Origin of the sequence: Pseudomonas sp. TNT3, assembly GCF_010095445.2 — a bacterium.
In the GTDB taxonomy this organism is placed as follows: Bacteria; Pseudomonadota; Gammaproteobacteria; order Pseudomonadales; family Pseudomonadaceae; genus Aquipseudomonas.
Window position 1 is genome coordinate 1 of sequence record NZ_WFGV02000079.1, and the last position, 19381, is coordinate 19381.

At 58.4% G+C, this 19381-nt stretch carries 19 protein-coding genes; 8 read left to right on the plus strand and 11 right to left on the minus strand.

Going from position 1 to position 19381, the window contains the following annotated elements:
* The 5 genes from GBC55_RS27605 to GBC55_RS27625 all read left to right on the plus strand — a co-directional run.
* Positions 1-721, plus strand: a 721-nt coding sequence (locus GBC55_RS27605; protein WP_247267026.1) for a colicin E3/pyocin S6 family cytotoxin, incomplete at its 5' end; no start/stop codon positions are given.
* Positions 718-942, plus strand: a complete 225-nt coding sequence (locus GBC55_RS27610; RefSeq protein WP_162440752.1) for a hypothetical protein — start codon at positions 718-720, stop codon at positions 940-942. The genes GBC55_RS27605 and GBC55_RS27610, both read left to right, overlap by 4 nt.
* A 72-nt stretch (positions 943-1014) precedes the next feature.
* Complete coding sequence (locus GBC55_RS27615; protein ID WP_162440769.1) at positions 1015-1269, plus strand: colicin E3-like toxin immunity protein; 255 nt, start codon at positions 1015-1017, stop codon at positions 1267-1269.
* A gap of 6 nt (positions 1270-1275) precedes the next feature.
* The gene (locus GBC55_RS27620) at positions 1276-1530 is read left to right on the plus strand and encodes a colicin E3-like toxin immunity protein (protein WP_162440753.1); all 255 of its coding nucleotides are present in this window, start codon (positions 1276-1278) and stop codon (positions 1528-1530) included.
* Between the two features lie 127 nt (positions 1531-1657).
* Positions 1658-1909, plus strand: a complete 252-nt coding sequence (locus GBC55_RS27625) for a pyocin S6 family toxin immunity protein (protein WP_162440754.1) — start codon at positions 1658-1660, stop codon at positions 1907-1909.
* 249 nt (positions 1910-2158) lie between these two features.
* Here GBC55_RS27625 and GBC55_RS27630 read toward each other — a convergent pair whose 3' ends face one another.
* From GBC55_RS27630 to GBC55_RS27655, 6 genes are read right to left on the minus strand one after another with little or no spacing between them, the layout of a single operon-like run.
* Complete coding sequence (locus GBC55_RS27630; RefSeq protein WP_162440755.1) at positions 2159-3901, minus strand: ABC transporter substrate-binding protein; 1743 nt, start codon at positions 3899-3901, stop codon at positions 2159-2161.
* Positions 3902-3948: 47 nt separating this feature from the next.
* On the minus strand, positions 3949-4221 hold the full coding sequence (locus GBC55_RS27635; RefSeq protein WP_162440756.1) for a DUF2160 domain-containing protein: 273 nt from the start codon (positions 4219-4221) through the stop codon (positions 3949-3951).
* 10 nt (positions 4222-4231) lie between these two features.
* The gene (locus tag GBC55_RS27640; protein ID WP_162440757.1) at positions 4232-5032 is read right to left on the minus strand and encodes a carbohydrate ABC transporter permease; all 801 of its coding nucleotides are present in this window, start codon (positions 5030-5032) and stop codon (positions 4232-4234) included.
* An 8-nt stretch (positions 5033-5040) separates the two neighbouring features.
* Complete coding sequence (locus GBC55_RS27645; RefSeq protein WP_008032762.1) at positions 5041-5907, minus strand: sugar ABC transporter permease; 867 nt, start codon at positions 5905-5907, stop codon at positions 5041-5043.
* Positions 5904-7019, minus strand: a complete 1116-nt coding sequence (locus GBC55_RS27650; RefSeq protein WP_162440758.1) for an ABC transporter ATP-binding protein — start codon at positions 7017-7019, stop codon at positions 5904-5906. Before GBC55_RS27650 ends, GBC55_RS27645 begins: the two co-directional genes overlap by 4 nt.
* Positions 7019-8113: an ABC transporter ATP-binding protein gene (locus tag GBC55_RS27655; RefSeq protein WP_162440759.1), complete on the minus strand. Its 1095-nt coding sequence runs from the start codon at positions 8111-8113 to the stop codon at positions 7019-7021. Before GBC55_RS27655 ends, GBC55_RS27650 begins: the two co-directional genes overlap by 1 nt.
* Before the next feature lie 425 nt (positions 8114-8538).
* Here GBC55_RS27655 and GBC55_RS27660 point away from each other — a divergent pair, with 425 nt between their 5' ends.
* Positions 8539-10386 carry a sigma-54-dependent Fis family transcriptional regulator gene (locus tag GBC55_RS27660; RefSeq protein ID WP_162440760.1) on the plus strand — a complete coding sequence of 616 codons (1848 nt, stop codon included), beginning with the start codon at positions 8539-8541 and terminating at the stop codon, positions 10384-10386.
* Between the two features lie 219 nt (positions 10387-10605).
* Here the strand turns inward: GBC55_RS27660 and cysS are convergent, their stop codons facing one another.
* Together cysS and GBC55_RS27670 are read right to left on the minus strand one after the other, a co-directional pair.
* On the minus strand, positions 10606-11988 hold the full coding sequence (cysS, locus tag GBC55_RS27665) for a cysteine--tRNA ligase (RefSeq protein ID WP_162440761.1): 1383 nt from the start codon (positions 11986-11988) through the stop codon (positions 10606-10608).
* Positions 11989-12006: 18 nt separating this feature from the next.
* A complete protein-coding gene (locus tag GBC55_RS27670) occupies positions 12007-13707 on the minus strand; it encodes a glutamine--tRNA ligase/YqeY domain fusion protein (RefSeq protein WP_162440762.1) in 1701 nt (566 codons plus the stop codon).
* Between the two features lie 266 nt (positions 13708-13973).
* Here GBC55_RS27670 and GBC55_RS27675 point away from each other — a divergent pair, with 266 nt between their 5' ends.
* On the plus strand, positions 13974-14477 hold the full coding sequence (locus GBC55_RS27675) for a peptidylprolyl isomerase (protein WP_162440763.1): 504 nt from the start codon (positions 13974-13976) through the stop codon (positions 14475-14477).
* Complete coding sequence (gene lpxH, locus GBC55_RS27680) at positions 14474-15226, plus strand: UDP-2,3-diacylglucosamine diphosphatase (RefSeq protein ID WP_162440764.1); 753 nt, start codon at positions 14474-14476, stop codon at positions 15224-15226. Before GBC55_RS27675 ends, lpxH begins: the two co-directional genes overlap by 4 nt.
* Positions 15227-15444: 218 nt before the next feature.
* Here the strand turns inward: lpxH and GBC55_RS27685 are convergent, their stop codons facing one another.
* The 3 genes from GBC55_RS27685 to GBC55_RS27695 form a co-directional block, all read right to left on the minus strand.
* Positions 15445-16974: a DHA2 family efflux MFS transporter permease subunit gene (locus GBC55_RS27685; RefSeq protein WP_162440765.1), complete on the minus strand. Its 1530-nt coding sequence runs from the start codon at positions 16972-16974 to the stop codon at positions 15445-15447.
* Positions 16975-17160: 186 nt separating this feature from the next.
* Entirely contained in the window at positions 17161-18378 is a 1218-nt protein-coding gene (locus GBC55_RS27690) for an HlyD family efflux transporter periplasmic adaptor subunit (RefSeq protein WP_162440766.1), read from the minus strand.
* Positions 18379-18393: 15 nt separating this feature from the next.
* A partial coding sequence (locus tag GBC55_RS27695) for an efflux transporter outer membrane subunit (protein ID WP_247267027.1) occupies positions 18394-19381 on the minus strand: 988 nt, incomplete at its 5' end.

A 19381-nucleotide genomic window follows, 5' to 3' on the forward strand; every position in this document is an offset into this window, starting at 1 on the left:
GGCCGGCGTGGTGGCCGTGTTCTGGACGCCCAGCCTCGGCGACAGCGCGCTCTATTCCGAAGAACAGCTACGCGCCCTCAAACAAGCCCGTACGCGCGTTCGGCTGAACGTCGAACAGCAGGACGACGGCAGTCTCAAGGGTTACGGTTTTTACACGGGCAAGAACCGCGATTGGGAAATGGTCGATGTCGTGCAGTTCACCTTGCGCGGCACCCAGCAAGTGGCGGAACTGGGGGATGGTGTCGAGCTGATCTGGACTCCGGCTGAGGACGGGTCCGACATTCTTGGTATTCCGGCACTGCAAGCTGCGCCGCAAGCACCTCACATATGGGTTTATCCGCCGACGAAACTGGCTGACAGCATCATCGTTAATCCGATTCACCCGCCTGAGTACAAGGATTTTATTCTTGTGTTTCCGGTGGGGTCGGGGGTTAGGCCGGTTTACATCGTACTAAGCACGCCTCAGGTTACTTATCATCAAAAGCCTGATTTTCTTCCAGCTTTTCCGGGCGCCAGATGGGCTAGCCCAAAAACTGTAATTCAAGGCGGTGGGGGATTACGCCCCCGCTGGAAAGATAGAAAAGGGACAATCTACGAGTGGGACTTCCGACATGGGGCGGTGGAAAAATACAACAAACGCGGCAAACATCTTGGAGAGTTCAACTATGAAACAGGTGTCCAAAATAAACCTGCAGACCCAACAAGGACAGTAGAACCATGAAGTTTATCGTTATGGGAGTTCCGGAAGGTGAAGACTTCCCTTCCTTTGAAAAGGAGATCTTTATTTCGCTTGCTGAGCTCGCGTTGATCATGGGTTGGAAAAATGATGAAGACCCACTGCATGATTACCTGCTAACAGAGCAACACATCACCGCGATAGAAAAAGCATGTTCGATCAAACTGCCTGCAAATCTTAATTTTTTCCTGACTTCTTACGATTAATGATTACCGAAAATGGAGCCCCCAGTGCTCTCCCCGAAAGGACATAAAAATGACGGTAACGATGGAGGCGGCGTGGGTTTGAGAATCAGATTGGAATGGTACGACAAAGAATCCGAGCTGGGCGTTGGGGAGGAGATGTCAAAAGATTTTGGCCAGGACCCCGTTGTGTTGGATGCGCTAGGCATCCCCATTGAGAACAACATAAACAATGGCGGTTTCAACGTGCTAGAAAGTTGGGTCGCTCATCTTCAACCTCATTTTCAGCAGGCTATCGATCTGTCCGCCTACGACTATCAGGTGGCGTTTGACTATCGCGATGTCTGGTAACTCGAGATGGGAATAAAAGTCAGATTGAACTGGTACGACAAAGAAACGGAAATAGGAGTTGGCAAGGAATACTCCGTGGACCTCGGCGATGATGGTTCGGTAATCGAAGCATTGGGGCTCATGGCGGAACCTGAGATATACGACGGAGGGTTTGACGTCTTAGCCGCGTGGATTCCTGATCTTCAATCTTTGTTTAAGCACCAAATTGAACCTGCCGTTTTTGATTACCAAGTTTCATTTAGGTATCGGCACGTATGGTAGTAAACCGTAGTGCTATGTAGATCAAAAGATCGCAGCCTGCGGCAGCTCCTACAGGGGCCACACCGAATATCCGGGTCAATTGTCTGACAGCGTTGGCTGACGGCATGAGTGAGAGATAAAGAAGAAAATGCGCTATCTATCCATCACCGGTTTTTACCCGGACGACAAGCTGGACGATTCATTGCAGTTTGAGCTGACGATAAAGGAGCAGGCGTTAAACCAGGCGCTTGCTCAGCTGACTGAATCAAAATCTCTGGAAGAAATAGAGCCTGGCGAGCTAGAGCTGACGGGCAGCCAGGTGGCTCAAATTTCAAGACTTCTCAAAGTGGATTTCCCCGAAGGCCTGGAGTACTTCATCGGTGCTCGGGCGCCATCCTGAATGCCTCAGCCACAAATCGCCCCTATACCCGGTTGCTCAACCTGGAGACCTCGTTTGGCTGATGAAATTTCGCGACTGAACTGGCTTCATCGCGAGCAGGCCCGCTCCTACAGTGGATCTGCGGTGAACACAAACTCTGTGCATGACCCCGCCCCCGTGTGGGAGCTGGCTTGCCAGCGATTGCGGTGGAACAGACACCAACAAAAAACGGCACCTCACGGTGCCGTTCGCCTTTCAAAATACATCAACCTACTTACGCGCATCCGCCCAGGATTTCAGCAGTTCGGTATAGCTCACGGTTTCGCCTTTAGGCTTTTCGTTCGCCAGTTTCGGTTTCGGTGCGCCCGGCTGATCGAACCAGTATTGCGCATCCCGTTCCGGGTTCATCTTCGGTCCGCACACCGGCTGTGCCTTGGAGCGTTCCAGGCGGGTCATGATCGCGTCCTGATCCTTGGCCAGGCCATCGAGTGCCTGTTGCGGGGTTTTCTCGCCGCTCGCGGCTTCGGCGATGTGGCTCCACCACAGTTGTGCCAGGCGCGGATAGTCCGGCACGTTGGTCCCGGTCGGGGTCCATTGCACACGGGCCGGGCTGCGATAGAACTCCACCAGGCCGCCGAGTTTAGGCGCGAGGTCGGTCATGGCTTGCGAGTTAATGTCCGACTCGCGAATAGGCGTCAGGCCGACGATGGTTTTCTTCAGCGAGACGGTTTTCGAGGTCACGAACTGCGCATACAGCCAGGCCGCAAGTTTTTGTTTTTCAGGCGTCGACTTCATGAACGTCCAGGACCCCACGTCCTGGTAACCAAGCTTCATGCCCTCTTCCCAATACGGCCCACGTGGCGACGGTGCCATGCGCCATTTAGGCGTGCCGTCAGCGTTCACTACCGGCAAGCCCGGTTTCGTCATGTCGGCAGTAAAGGCGGTGTACCAGAAGATCTGTTGGGCAATGTTGCCCTGGGACGGCACTGGGCCGGATTCGGAGAACGTCATGCCTGCCGCTTCCGGTGGTGCGTAGGCCTTCATCCAGTCGACGTACTTCTGCGTCGCATACACCGCAGCCGGGCCATTGGTATCGCCGCCACGGGTCACGCTGGAGCCGACCGGATGGCAGTCCTCGACGCGGATGCCCCACTCGTCCACCGGTAAACCGTTGGGAATGCCTTTGTCGCCGCCACCGGCCATGGAGAACCAGGCATCGGTGAAACGCCAGCCCAGGGACGGGTCTTTCTTGCCGTAGTCCATGTGCCCGTAGATACGCTTGCCGTCGATTTCCTTGACGTCTTCGCTGAAGAATTTGGCGATGTCTTCATAGGCTGACCAGTTAACCGGCACACCCAGTTCGTACCCGTACTTTTCCTTGAACTTGGCTTTCAGGTCAGGCCGCTCGAACCAGTCGGCGCGAAACCAGTAAAGGTTGGCGAATTGCTGGTCGGGCAGTTGATAGATTTTGCCGTCCGGCGCGGTGGTGAAGGAAATGCCGATGAAGTCTTTGATGTCCAGGGTTGGTGAAGTGAAGTTCTTGCCTTCGTTGGCCATCAGGTCGGTGATCGATTCAGTCTTGCCGTAGCGAAAATGCGTACCGATCAGGTCGGAGTCGTTGACCCAACCGTCATAGATGCTCTTGTCCGACTGCATCACGGTCTGCAGCTTTTCCACCACGTCGCCTTCTTGCAGCAGGTCGTGGGTCAGCTTGATCCCGGTGATCTCGGTAAAGGCCTTGGCCAGCACCTTGGACTCATATTCGTGAGTGGTCAGGGTCTCAGAAACAACCTTGATGTTCATCCCGCGAAACGGTTCGGCCGCCTTGATGAACCACTTCAGTTCCTCGAGCTGCTGCTCTGGCGTGAGGGTGGACGGTTTGAATTCGCTGCCTATCCATTTTTTCGCGGCATCTTCATAAGCATCGGCCCAAGCCGCAGCGCTCAACCCGCTGAGTGCCAGCATGGCTGCCAATGAAACGCTATGTCGCAGCTTATTGTTTTTGTCGAACATAGAGACCTCCTGTTTGATTTTCGGAGCAACATTGCCGATCGATTCGACTAGCCCCAGCGCATCACAGCCAACAGCCACACCAGGGACAACGCGGACGCCACCCAGATGCTCCAGTCGGTGACGCCGATTACCAGCAGATGCAGGTAGGCGCTGCCGAGAAGACCGATAAACAGCCGATCGCCACGGGTGGTGGCAATCGGTAGAAAACCTCGCCGCAGAACGCTCGGCGAACGCAATTCCCAGGTCGTCATGCCTACCAGAATCAGGCCAATGACGATGAAGAACGCCGCGGTGGGGACCGTCCAACTCATCCATTCCATCATCAGTTCCTCATACCCGGCCCAAGGCAAAGCCCTTGGCCACGTGGTTGCGAACAAACCAGATCACCAGCATGCCGGGCAGAATGGTCAACACCCCCGCCGCTGCCAGCACGCCCCAGTCAATGCCGGACGCCGATACCGTTCGGGTCATCACCGCCGCAATCGGTTTGGCATTCACCGACGTCAGCGTGCGCGCCAGCAGCAGTTCGACCCAGGAAAACATGAAGCAGAAAAACGCCGTCACCCCGATGCCGGAACCAATCAGCGGAATGAAAATCTTCACGAAGAACTTGGGAAAACTGTAGCCGTCGATGTAGGCCGTTTCGTCGATCTCCTTCGGAACACCGGACATGAACCCTTCAAGAATCCACACCGCCAATGGCACGTTAAACAGGCAGTGAGCCAAGGCCACTGCGATGTGGGTGTCAAACAGGCCGATCGACGAATACAGCTGGAAAAACGGCAGCAGGAACACCGCAGGCGGCGCCATGCGATTGGTCAGCAGCCAGAAAAACAGGTGCTTGTCGCCGAGAAAACGATAGCGCGAGAACGCATAAGCTGCCGGCAACGCGACGCTCAGGGAGATCACCGTGTTGAGGCTGACGTAATACAGCGAATTGAGGTAACCGGTGTACCAGGCCGGATCAGTAAAGATCACCTTGTAATTGGCAAGGGTGAAATCCTGCGGAAACAGCGTCAGGCCGCCGAGGATTTCGGTATTGCTCTTGAACGACATGTTCAGCAGCCAGTAGATCGGTACCAGCAGGAACAGGATGTAGATGAGCAGCGGGATAAGCTTTCTTTTGCTCATGGCAGACCTCAGCGGTTGGCGTCAGAGTGAGTCATGGCGGTGTAGAACAGCCAGGACACCAACAGGATGATCAGGAAATACACCAGCGAGAAAGCCGCGGCCGGACCGAGGTCGAACTGCCCGATGGCCATTTGGGTCAGGGTCTGGCTGAGGAAGGTCGTGGCATTCCCCGGGCCGCCACCGGTCAGCACGAACGGCTCGGTGTAGATCATGAAACTGTCCATGAACCGCAGCATCACCGCAATCAACAGCACGCTCTTGAGCTTGGGCAACTGGATGTGCCGGAAGACCGCCCACGCCGACGCCCGATCAATCCGCGCCGCCTGGTAATACACATCCGGAATGGCGCGCAGGCCGGAGAAGCACAACAGCGCTACCAGGGACGTCCAGTGCCAGACGTCCATCACCAGCACCGTGACCCAGGCGTCCATGGTGTTCGCCGCGTAGTTGTAGTTGATGCCCATGGCGTTAAGGCTGGAGCCCAGCAAGCCAATGTCGGCGCGGCCGAAGATCTGCCAGATGGTGCCGACCACGTTCCACGGAATCAGCAGCGGAATCGCCAGGATGATCAGCACCAACGAGGACCAGCGGCCCTTGGTCGGCATGGTCAGGGCAATAGCAATGCCCAGCGGGATTTCGATCAGCAGCACGCAACCGGAATAGATGAACTGGCGCAGCAGCGAGTCATGCAGACGCGGATCGAGCAGTACCTGCTTGTACCAATCGGCGCCAACGAAGTAGCGGCTGGACTGGTCAAATATGTCCTGCACCGAATAGTTGACCACGGTCATCATCGGGATCACCGCGCTAAAGGCCACCAGCAAAAACACCGGCAAGACCAGCCACCACGCCTTGTTGTTCTGCACCTTGTTCATGGCTGCTCCCTGTTATTGGCTTGCGCTGGCAACAAATAATCATCGGCATAGACCATCAACCATTGCGCCGGAAAACTGATGTACGCCGTACCTTCCGGCACCGGCTTGTCTTCAGCCAGGCGCACTTTCAACGGGGCGCCGTCGAGGTTAAGCGTCATGATCTTGTAGGTACCGAGGTCTTCGACGTGTACGACGTCGGCCCGCATGGCGTCATCAAAGGGCTCCTCCCACACATGGATAAACTCCGGGCGGATGCCTACTTTCAAAGTGTGCCATTCGGACTCGGCGATGCGCTGCAGTTGAGCGTCGGACAACGGTAGATGGGTCGACGCGAAACCCACGCCCCCCGGCTGCGGCTGCACTTCGATCAGGTTCATCCCGGGGCTGCCAATGAAGTAACCGACAAAGGTGTGGCTCGGCCGCTCGAACAATTCCCGTGGCGTACCGAACTGCACGATCTGCCCGCCATACATCACCGCGATCTTGTCGGCGAAGGTCGAGGCCTCCAGTTGATCGTGGGTGACGTAGACCATGGTGATGTTGAACTGCTCGTGGATCTGCTTGAGCTTGCGCCGCAGCTTCCATTTAAGGTGGGGGTCGATCACCGTCAGCGGCTCATCGAAGAGGATCGCGGAGACGTCATCGCGCACCAGTCCGCGCCCCATGGAGACTTTCTGTTTTTCGTCAGCGGTGAGGTTGCGCGCCTTCTTGTTCAGCAGCGCCTGCAGGTCGAGAACCTCGGCGATTTCCTGAACCTTGCTGTGGACTTTCGCCTCGCCCATGCCCTGATTACGCAGCGGGAAGGCGAGATTGTCGAACACGGTCATGGTGTCGTAGACCACAGGAAACTGGAAAACCTGGGCGATGTTGCGCTTCTCAGGCGTCAGGTCGTTGACCACTTTGTTGTCGAACAGCACCTGGCCCTGGGAAGGACTCAGCAGACCGGAAATGATGTTGAGCAAGGTCGATTTGCCGCAGCCCGAAGGTCCAAGCAGCGCGTAGGCGCCACCCTGTTCCCAGATGTGGTCCATTTCGCGAATCGCGTAATCCTCGGGACCGGTCGGTGTGCGGGTGTAGCTGTGGGCGAGGTTCTGCAATCGGATTTCGGCCATCAGGCAACCCTCGCGATACGGCGACCGGGCGCCTGGACCAGCCGCCCCTGCGCATCGAACACAAACAATTTATGGGTCGGGATATAGATGCGAATCGGCGCATCCACGTCGTATTCATGAACGCCTGGCAGGTGCAGCACCAACAGGAAATGTTCGTTGCGCACGTGCAGGAAGGTTTCCGAACCACTGATCTCGGCCACCTCGACGGTCACCGCCAGTTCCAGGTCATCGTCGTTGCTCGGCACCAGCGAGATATGGCTGGGCCGCACGCCAAAGCGGAACTCGCCCTCGCCCACCGGGCGCAGGTCGACGTTCAGCGGAAAGTGCACAAAGTTGGCGAAGCTGACTTCGTTGCCAGCGATGCGCCCCGGCATCAGGTTGATCGGCGGCTCGGAGAACAGCTCCGCCGCCAACACGGTTTGTGGCTGGTGATAGACCTCGGAAGACTTGCCGCTCTGGATCACCCGCCCCTCGTGAAGAATGGTCGTGGTACCGCCCAGGGCCAGGGCTTCGTTAGGTTCGGTGGTGGCGTAGATGGCAATGGTGTGCCGCGCCTTGAACAGCTCGCGCATTTCCTGGCGCAGCTCTTCGCGAAGCTTGTAGTCGAGGTTGACCAGCGGCTCGTCGAACAGGATCAGCTCCGCATCCTTCACCAGTGCGCGTGCCATGGCCGTGCGCTGTTGTTGGCCGCCGGAAAGTTCGAGGGGATGGCGCTGGAGGAATTTCTCGATGCGCAGCATCTTCGCGGTTTCGAGCACTTTGCTCTGGATCATTTCGTTGGAAACACCGCCCTGGCGCAACGGCGAGGCGATGTTCTCGAACACGGTCATGGTTGGGTAGTTGATGAACTGCTGATAGACCATCGACACGTTGCGCAGGCGCACCGGGCGCTGGGTGACGTCGACACCATTCATCAGGATGCGGCCACTGTCGGGCTTGTCCAGACCGGCCATCAGGCGCATGAGGCTGGTTTTGCCGGAAAGGGTGCGACCGAGCAAAACGTTGAAGGAACCAGGTTCGAAACTCAAGCTGGCGTCGTCGATCCAGAGTTGGCCCTCGACGGTGCGGCTGACGTGTTCCAGGGTTAATGACATGGCTCGGCCTTTTTATTATTGGAGTCAAGCGACCGGAGCTACAGAGCGACATTCGTGCCAGAAATTGCAAGTGATTGATCCGCTTCAGAATCCTCTGAGACGGTGTTGATATTGCTTTCGATGCTGAACAGAAATGAACAATCGCACCTGAACAATTGAACACTTCGACCGTTGACAATGAACAATAGTGAACAACACTCTACACACCGTTTTACTGCGAAGAATGTCGAGATACACACCCTGTGTAGCAGCTGCCGAAGGCTGCGTCCGGCGGCGAAGCCGTCGTGAAATCAGGCGGCGCGGAGTGTCAGGGAAATCGCATAAACCGTTTTACGACGACTGCGTCGCCGGACGCAGCCTTCGGCAGCTGCTACATGAATCGCGTTACTTACAACAAAAATAATAATGCTCAGAGATCGACTGCCATGGCCGCACCTGCCCAGCCGCTGTCCCACGACGCCATCATTCAGGATTCATGGTCCCGATGCCGCGCGTTTGGTCTCAATCATCAAAGCGCCCCGAAATTCGACCAACTGCCCGCCGAGGGCATTGCGCAGTTGCTCGAGAGCCAGCACTCGCTGGTGCAGACCACTCACCAGGAAGTGCTGCCGTATTACGAGAACATCCTCAGCAATTCCAACTGCCTGATCATGCTCGCCGACAATCAGGGCCAGGTGCTCACGTCCTGGGGAACTCAGCGGTTTATCGAACCGAAGCTGACGCATGGCTTCAGTGCCGGCGCGAGCTGGATGGAGCGTAGCAGCGGCACCAATGCCATCGGCACCGCACTGGCGTGTGAGCAGGCCGTGCACATCGAGCACGATGAACATTTCCTCAAGGCCAACCGTTTCATGACCGGTTCCGCCGCGCCTATTTTCGATGCCGAGCGCAAAGTCATCGCGGTACTGGACGTGTCCAGCGACAGCTACCTGCCGCCCTCCCACACCTTGGGCATGGTCAAGATGATGAGCCAGACCGTGGAGAACCGGTTGATCCTTAACCTGTTCCATGGCCAGCATTTTCAACTGACCTTCAACACCGGGTTGAACAATCTGGACAGCCAATGGGCCGGGCTGTTGATTTTCGATGAGACCGGTCAGGTGCTGTCAGCCAATCGACGGGCCGACAACTTGCTGGGCATCAGCCTGTCGCGGGTCAGCGTTGAAAGCCTGTTCAAGGTCTCGCTGCTGGAGCTGCTGAATCAGCCGGAGGGTCTGCCGTTCGCCCTGCAGACGTCGGGGCGAAACCGCTTTCAGTGCCTGTTGAAACGACCTAAACAAGTGCCGATCCAGGCACGGCTTTTTTCCGAAGCGAAAAGCGCTGAACCCGCCGTGGCCGCACCGGCAGCGATCAGCCTGAACACTCTGCACTTCGGTGACAGCCGCGTGGAAAAGGCCGTGCGGCAGGCCGAGCGTTTGCTGGAAAAAGACATTCCACTGCTCATCCACGGTGAAACCGGGGTCGGCAAGGAAGTGTTCGTCAAAGCCCTGCACCAGGCCAGCTCTCGCAGCAAACAGGCATTTATTGCCGTGAACTGTGCAGCGATCCCCGCCGAACTGGTGGAATCGGAGTTATTTGGCTACGAGAAGGGAGCGTTCACGGGAGCGAACCAGAAAGGCAGCATCGGGCTGATCCGCAAGGCCGACAAGGGCACCCTCTTCCTTGATGAAATCGGCGACATGCCGTTGCCGACCCAGGCTCGTTTGTTAAGGGTTTTGCAGGAACGTTGCGTACAGCCGGTGGGCAGCAGCGAGCTGTTCCCGGTGGATATACGGATTATCTCGGCGACCAACCGTTCGTTGCGCGAGCAGGTGCAATTGGGGCGGTTTCGTGAAGACCTGTATTACCGAATTGGTGGTTTGACCCTGGAATTGCCGCCACTGCGCGAACGCAGCGACAAGCAGGCGCTGTTCACGCGGCTGTGGGAACAGCATCGCGAGACGTCGCAATGGGCAGGATTGAGTCGTGAGGTGATGGAGTTGTTCAGTCGTCATCCGTGGCCTGGGAATTTGCGCCAAGTCAGCAGCGTGATGCAGGTGGCGCTGGCCATGGCCGAGGAACAACCGGTGCGGCCGGAGCATTTGCCGGATGATTTTTTTGTGGACCTGGAGATGGAGCCGGTGGATTCGCCGGAGTCGCTGGCGGTGGATTTGAATGACGCCGAGGATTTGAATCGGCAGTTGGCGGCGGCTGGGGGGAATATTTCGTATTTAGCCCGGCGGTTAGGGGTCAGTCGCAATACCCTGTACAAGCGGTTGCGCCAGTCGGAATGACAATTTAGCCGCACTGGCGGTGGCAGCCTTGAGACCATCGCGAGCAGGCTCGCTCCCACAAGGGATCTGCGTCGAACCCAAGATTCAAACATGACGAAAATTAAATGTGGGCGCTAGCCTGCTGGCGATGGCGTCAGGCCTGCCAACCAAGAATCCCTGGATAACCCAAAAAACAAAAACCCGCACAAGGCGGGTTTTGTTTTGCAGCGGATGACGCTATCAGTCAGCCAGACGCCAGGTCGTGCCGCCCTTGCCGTCTTCCAGCACTACGCCCATGGCGGTGAGCTGGTCGCGGATGCGGTCGGATTCGGCCCAGTCTTTGCCGGCACGCGCCGCCAGACGCGCGGCGATCAGTGCATCGACCTCAACCGCATCAACCCGCCCTTCAGCACCTGCCTGAAGGAAGTCGTCCGCTTCAAGCTGCAACACACCCAGCACGCTGGCCAGCTCTTTCAAGCGAGCCGCCAGACCTGCCGCTGCATCGATATCGCTCTCGCGCAGACGGTTGATCTCGCGCACCATCTCGAACAGCACCGCGCAGGCTTCCGGCGTACCGAAGTCGTCGTTCATCACCTGGGTGAATCGCTCCACGAAGGCTTCACCGCCAGCCGGCGCCACGCTCGGCAGGCCTTTCAGCGCGTGGTAGAAACGCTCGAGTGCGCCCTTGGCGTCCTTGAGGTTGTCTTCCGAATAGTTGATCGCGCTGCGGTAATGGCTCGACACCAACAGGTAACGCACGACTTCCGGGTGGTACTTTTCCAGCACATCGCGAATGGTGAAGAAGTTGTTCAAGGACTTGGACATCTTCTCGCCATTGATGCGAATCATGCCGCAATGCATCCACGCGTTGGCGTAGGTCTTGCCAGTGGCCGCTTCGCTCTGGGCGATTTCGTTTTCGTGGTGCGGAAATTCCAGGTCGCTACCGCCGCCATGAATGTCGAAGGTCTCGCCCAGGCAGCACGTCGACATCACCGAGCACTCGATGTGCCAGCCCGGACGGCCGTCGCCCCACGGCGAAGGCCAGCTTGGCTCGCCCGGCTTCGTGGCTTTCCACAGCACGAAGTCCAGTGGGTCCTGCTTGGACTCGTCGACTTCGATACGCGCGCCGATGCGCAGGTCTTCGATTTTCTTGCGCGACAGCTTGCCGTAGCCCATGAACTTGGCGACACGGTAATACACGTCGCCATTGCCCGGTGCGTAGGCATAACCCTTGTCGATCAGGGTCTGGATCATGCTCAGCATGCCCGGAATATGATCCGTGGCGCGCGGTTCCATGTCCGGCTTGAGGATGTTGAGGCGCGCTTCGTCCTCGTGCATCGCAGTGATCATGCGCTCGGTCAACGCGTCGAATGGCTCGCCATTCTCCTTCGCCCGATTGATGATCTTGTCTTCGATGTCGGTGATGTTGCGCACGTAGGTCAGGTTGTAACCGCTGAACCGCAACCAGCGGGTCACCAGGTCGAACGCGACCATGCTGCGGCCATGGCCAATGTGGCAGTAGTCGTACACGGTCATCCCGCAGACGTACATGCGCACATTGTTGCCATCCAGCGGCTTGAAGACTTCTTTGCTCTTGGTGAGCGTGTTGTAGATCGATAGCACTTTAGTCGTTTCCTAGAATCACTGGCCCCACGAATCACGCAAGGTCACGGTACGGTTGAATACCGGATGACCTGGTTTCGAGTCCTTGATATCCGCGCAGAAGTAACCTTCGCGCTCGAACTGGAAACGGTCTTCCGGCTGTGCATTGCCCAGCGAGGGTTCAGCACGACAACCGGTGAGCACTTGCAGCGATTCAGGGTTGATGTTGTCCAGGAAACTGGCGCTGTCTTCGGCCTTTTCAGGGTTCGGCGAGCGGAACAGGCGATCGTACAGACGCACTTCGCACTCGACGCTGGCAGCGGCCGGCACCCAGTGCACCACGCCTTTGACCTTGCGGCCTTCAGGGTTCTTGCCCAGTGTTTGCGGATCGTAGGAGCAACGCAGTTCGACGATGTTGCCATCGGCGTCCTTGATCGCTTCGTCGGCGCGAATTACGTAGCTGCCGCGCAGGCGCACTTCGCCGTTTGGTTCCAGGCGCTTGTAGCCTTTTGGCGGCTCTTCCATGAAATCTTCACGGTCGATGTAGATTTCACGGGCGAATGGCAGCTTGCGCACGCCCAGTTCTTCTTTCTGCGGATGACGCGGCAGTTCGAGGTTCTCGACCTGGTCTTCCGGGTAGTTGGTGATCACGACCTTCAACGGATGCAGCACGCACATGGCGCGCGGCGCGTTCTGGTCGAGGTCCTGACGGATGCTGAATTCCAGCATGCCGAAATCGACCACGCCGTCGGAACGGTTGGTGCCGACCATGTCGCAGAAATTGCGGATCGACGCCGGCGTGTAGCCGCGGCGGCGGAAGCCCGACAGCGTGGACATGCGCGGATCGTCCCAACCATGAACGTGCTTCTCATCGACCAGCTGCTTGAGCTTGCGCTTGCTGGTAATGGTGTAGTTCAGGTTCAGGCGGCTGAATTCGTACTGACGCGGGTGCGCCGGTACTGGCAGAGCATCGAGGAACCAGTCGTACAGCGGACGATGACTTTCGAACTCCAGGGTGCAGATCGAGTGGGTGATGCCTTCGATGGCGTCCGACTGACCGTGGGTGAAGTCGTAGTTCGGGTAAATGCACCACTTGTCACCCGTCTGGTGGTGGTGCGCATGGCGGATGCGATACATGATCGGGTCGCGCAGGTTCATGTTCGGCGAGGCCATGTCGATCTTCGCCCGCAGCACGCGTGCGCCGTCCTGGAATTCGCCGGCCTTCATGCGGGCGAACCAGTCGAGGTTTTCTTCGACGCTGCGATCACGGAACGGGCTGTTCTTGCCCGGCTCGGTCAGGGTGCCACGGTATTCCTTGGCCTGTTCCGGGCTCAGGTCATCGACGTAGGCCTTGCCGGCTTTGATCAGCTCGACGGCCCAGTCGTGCAACTGGTCGAAATACTGCGACGCGTAGCGCACTTCACCGGACCATTCGAAGCCCAGCCATTTGATGTCGCTTTCGATCGCGTCGATGTATTCCTGGTCTTCCTTGGCCGGGTTGGTGTCGTCGAAACGCAGGTGCGTGACGCCGCCAAACTCCTGGGCCAATCCGAAGTTCACGCAAATCGACTTGGCGTGGCCGATGTGCAGGTAACCGTTGGGCTCAGGCGGGAAACGAGTAACGATCTGCGTGTGCTTACCCGAGTCCAGGTCCGCCTGGATAATCGGGCGCAGGAAATTGACCGGCACGGCAGGGCCAGTCTTGGAATTCGAAACAGGTTCGACAGTGGGCTTGCTCATAGGATCCTTGAACGTACAAGTGCGCGGCCGCAGACGGGGCCTGACAAAACAAAGCCGCTATCATAGCCGAAGCTGTCAAGTGGCTGACAGAGCAGGCCCGAAAACGGCTGCATTTAATCGGATGCAAATGAAAAACAGCCTCGAAATTCACGCCTGTCGCGCTAAACTGCGCTACTTGGCCATTGCTGGCCAAACCGGTTGGGGGCTTCAAAGCCCCAAAAACCACGAATTCCCAGAAAACGCATTCTCAAAAAGAGTCTCCGATCATGACCCAAGTCAAACTGACCACCAACCATGGCGACATCGTCCTGGAACTGAACGCTGAAAAGGCACCGCTGACCGTTGCCAACTTCATCGAATACGTCAAGGCCGGCCACTACGAGAACACCGTGTTCCACCGCGTCATCGGTAACTTCATGATCCAGGGCGGCGGTTTCGAGCCAGGCATGAAAGAAAAGAAAGACAAGCGCCCAAGCATCCAGAACGAAGCCGACAACGGTCTGCCAAACGTGAAGTACAGCGTTGCCATGGCCCGCACCATGGAGCCGCATTCGGCTTCCGCCCAGTTCTTCATCAACGTGGCTGACAACAGCTTCCTGAACCACAGCGCCAAGACCACTCAGGGCTGGGGCTACGCCGTATTCGCCAAAGTGGTTGCCGGCGAAGAAGTGGTCGACAAGATCAAAGGTGTGTCCACCACCATGAAATCCGGCCACCAGGATGTACCGGCAGACGACGTGATCATCGAGAAAGCCGAGATCATTGAGTGATACTGCTGATTTCAGACTTACATCTGGAAGAGGAGCGCCCGGACATCACCCGGGCGTTTCTGGATTTGCTCGCCGGACGCGCCCGCTCGGCGAGTGCGTTGTACATTCTGGGCGACTTTTTCGAAGCGTGGATTGGCGACGATGCCATGACTCCGTTCCAGCGCTCCATCTGCCAGGCCCTGCGCGATCTCAGCGACAGCGGCACGGCCATTTTTCTGATGCACGGTAATCGCGACTTCATGCTGGGCCAGGCTTTTTGCAAACAGGCCGGCTGCACGTTGTTGAAAGACCCGAGCGTCGTGCAGTTTTACGGCGAGCCGGTGCTGTTGATGCACGGCGACAGCCTCTGCACCCGCGACGTCGGCTATATGAAGCTGCGTCGTTACCTGCGCAACCCCATCACCCTGTTTATCCTGCGGCACTTGCCCCTGAGCACTCGCCATAAGCTCGCGCGCAAGCTGCGCAGTGAAAGCACGGCCCAGGTGCGGATGAAGGCCAATGACATCGTTGATGTCACGCCTGAAGAAGTACCGCGGGTGATGCAGGCGTTTGGAGTGAAGACCTTGATTCACGGGCATACCCATCGCCCCGCCCTTCACAAGTTGCAGATTGGCGAGCAGGCGGCCAGGCGCATTGTGCTGGGGGATTGGGACCGTCAGGGCTGGGCGTTGCAGGTGGATGAGAACGGAATGGCGCTGGCGCCATTCGACTTCGCCCCCCCGCCGCAATTGGCAGGCCCTTCTGCCTGATCATTCCCACGCTCTGCGTGGGAATGCAGCCCGGGGCGCTCCGTGTTGCTTCCAAAGCCGAACGCTGAGCGTCCGTTGAGGCGTTCCCACGCAGAGCGTGGGAACGATCCAAAGATCGCAGCCTTCGGCAGCTCCTACAGGTGGTACGGTGATTCTCTGTAGGAGCTGCCGAAGGCTCGGGCCGCGTTCGGACGATCTTTTAAACAGGCGCCGCTAAATCAGTGGCCGGAGGCTGCAGGCCCAGCCTTCGCTGCGAACGGTGGTTTTGCCAGCCACACGAGCAGGATCAGCCCCATGAAACCCCATCCTAAAAGCGTGAAATAATCCACGGTCGAGAGCATGTACGCCTGACTGGTCAGCACATGATCGAGTTGCGCATAGGCCGGATTACCTGCCCCGCCCAGTGCGTTCAACGCATCCCGGGTCGCCGGCTCATAGGTGGAAATGCTTTCGCTCAGGTATGCATGATGCTGGTCGGCCCGGCGAATCCAGATCCAGGTGGTCAGCGACGCCGCAAAACTACCGCCCAGGGTCCGCAGGAATGTCGCCAAACCGGCGCCATCGGCGATCTGGCTCGGCGGCAGGTCCGACATCAAAATGCTCAAGGTCGGCATGAAGAACAGCGCCACCCCGATCCCCATGAACAGTTGCACCAGCGCGATGTGCTGGAAGTCCACTTCGTTGGTGAACCCGGCACGCATGAAGCAACTCAGACCGATCGCCAGGAACGCCAGTCCTGCCAACAGCCGCAGGTCGAATTTGTGCGCATATTTGCCAACAAACGGCGACATCAGCACCGGCAGAATGCCGATTGGCGCTACCGCCAGACCGGCCCAGGTGGCGGTGTAGCCCATCTGGGTCTGCAGCCATTGCGGCAGGATGAGGTTGATCCCGAAAAACCCGGCGTACCCCAGCACCAGCACAATGGTGCCGATACGGAAATTGCGATGGGCGAACAGCCGCAGGTTGACCACCGGATGCTTGTCCGTCATTTCCCAGATGATGAACACCGCCAGCGCAATCACCGAGATCGCGGCGCCGATGATGATGAAGTTCGATTCGAACCAATCCAGGTCATTGCCCTTGTCGAGGATCACCTGCAAGGCGCCCACACCAATGATCAACGTGATCAAACCGACGTAATCCATCGGTTGACGACTGGTTTCCACCGGGCGCGCCTTGAGCTGCTGGCGCACGACCATCACCGCGAAAATCCCGATCGGCACGTTGATGAAGAAGATCCACGGCCAGCTATAGCTGTCGGTAATCCAGCCGCCGAGGATCGGGCCGGCAATCGGCGCTACCACCGTGACCATCGCCAGTAACGCCAGGGCCATGCCTCGCCTCGCGGGGGGATAGACCGCAATCAACAGCGTCTGCGTCATGGGATACAGCGGTCCGGCGACCAGACCCTGAACGACCCGGAACAGAATCAGTTCCGGCATCGAGGTGGAGATGCCGCACAGGAACGAGGCGATGACGAAGAGAATGGTCGCCCAGAGAAACAGCTTCACTTCGCCGAAACGCCGACTGAGCCAGCCGGTCAACGGCAGCGCGATGGCGTTGCTCACCGCGAAGGAGGTGATAACCCAGGTGCCCTGCTCCGAACTCACGCCCAGGTTGCCGGAAATCGTCGGCAACGCCACGTTGGCGATGGTCGTATCGAGCACCTGCATGAAGGTCGCCAGCGACAGGCCGATGGTGCTGAGCAGCAGGCTGGGTGGCGTAAAAGACGCTTTATTGCTCATCGCAGATCCTTTGAAACATGGCGGGCGCTGCGCCCTTGTCGGAGCGAGCTTTTGTGGCGAGGGAGCTTGTCGAATCGTCGCACCGTCCCGCTGGGTCGCGAAGCGGCCCCAAAAGCTTTACGACTGCTTCGCAGCCGAGCGGGAGCAAGCTCCCTCGCCACAAAAGCTCGTTCCCGCACGTCGGTATCAGCGCTGTGCGGTTTTGCTGACCGCAGCGCTGTTGTCGTGGATCAGTTGAGCGATCATCGCGTCGGCTTCGGCCAATTGACGGTCGTAGACATTGGTGCTGAACGAGGCCTTCTGCGGCGGCTGTTGCGCCAGCACCGGACCGCTCTGGTCACGCAGGTTCACATCGACCTGGGTCGACAGACCGACACGCAACGGATGCTTGGCCAGTTCTTCGGCATTGATGTGAATACGCACCGGCACACGCTGGACAATCTTGATCCAGTTACCGGTGGCGTTCTGTGCCGGCAACAGGGCAAACGCGCTGCCGGTACCGGCGCCGAGGCTGTCGATGGTGCCGCTGTATTTGACGTCGCTGCCGTACAGGTCGGCTTCGATGTCCACCGGCTGGCCGATGCGCATGTCACGCAGCTGGGTCTCCTTGAAGTTGGCGTCGATCCACAGTTGGTCCAGTGGAATGACCGCCATCAGCGCCGTGCCCGGCTGCACCCGTTGACCCAACTGCACGGTGCGTTTGGCCACGTACCCGGTGACCGGCGCGATCAAGGTGCTGCGTGCATTGGTCAGGTAGGCCTGACGCAGTTGGGCGGCGGCGGACATCACGTCCGGGTGCGACGACACCACGGTGTCATCCACCAGCGCGCTGGTAGTCTTGAGTTGCTGCCTGGCGTTGGCCAGGGCGTTTTGCGCCGAGGTCAGGTCGTCGCGAGCATGGGACAGTTCCTCCTGGGAAATCGCCCCGCCAGCCGCCAGATTCTTCCGGCGATTGAAGTTGTCCTGCGCTTTTTGCACTTCGGCCTGTTGCGCATTGACCTGGGCTTTCATGCCGTCGACGTTGCTGTACAGACCGCGCACCTGGCGCACGGTACGCGCCAGATTGGCCTGGGCGCTTTGCAGGCCGACTTCGGCGTCGTTCGGGTCGAAGTTGATGAGCACCTGGCCTTCATGCACCAGGTCACCATCGTCCGCACCGATGCTGACCACGGTGCCTGTGACCAGCGGGGTGATTTCCACCACGTTGCCGTTCACATAGGCATCGTCGGTGCTTTCGTTCCAGCGTCCGTAGAATTCGTGATAGCCCCACACGCCGAGTCCGACGAGGATGACCACAATCGCCAGCACCACCAGCATGATTTTGCGTTTGCGTGGATTGCTGGTGTCCTGAGCGTTGTCGGGTGCTTTATCAGTGGGAGTCGCAGTGTTTTCGGCAGTGGCCATGACAAATACCTTGAATTAGTTGTTCTGCGTGGCGGGGGGCGGATTGGCTGCGGTCAGGGTTTCACCCTGGAAGCCGCCGCCCAGCGCCTGCATCAGTTGGATCGACAGGTCGATTTGCTCGGCATTCAGGTTGGCCAGCTGACGCTGGGCCTGGAGCAGTTGCTGCTCGATGCTGAGCACGTCCAGGTAGTTGCCGATGCCGGAACCGTACCGCTGGACCACGGTGTTGTAAGAATCCTGGGCAATGTCGGTGGCGTGTTGCTGCGCCCCGATCTGCCGCCCGATGTCGTGCAGCTGGTTGATGGTGTCGCTGACATCACCGAGTGCTTTCACCAGGCTTTTGTTGTACTGCGCCACGGCGAGGTCGTAGTCGGCATCGCGTGAATCGAGGTCGGCACGCAGGCGCCCGCCGTCAAAAATCGGCACTGAAATCGTTGGCCCGACATTGAAGAAACGACTGGCCGAACCGAACATCGCATCGCCCAGCAACGACTCGACACCCGCCGCAGCACTCAGGTTGAGGTTGGGGTAGAACCGGGTCTTGCCGGCGTCGATGTTCTTGCTTGCCGCTTCGACGCGCCAGCGCGCCGCGACCAGGTCCGGACGGCGGCCGAGCAATTCAGCGGGCAGAACGGACGGCAAGGCCACGGCGCTGGCCTGGAGGATTTTCGGTCGGGCGATTTCATTGCCGCGATCCGGCCCTTTGCCGAGCAAGACCGCCAAGGCGATTTTGGCGCTTTTCAGGCGTTTCTCGGCGTCGATCAGGCTGGCCTGAGAACTGGCTTCCAGGCTTTCGGTTTGCTGGAACTGGTATTGGCTGTCGATGCCCGAGCTCAGACGACGCTGACTCAGGTCGAGCATTTGCCGGGTGCGTTTGAGGTCTTCGCTGGCCAGGTCATAAACGATGTGCGCCTGACCCAGGTCGCTGTAGGCGCGGGCGACGTCGGCGGACAAGGTCAACTGCGCGGCTTGCTGATCGACCTCGGCGGCACGGGCTTCGCCG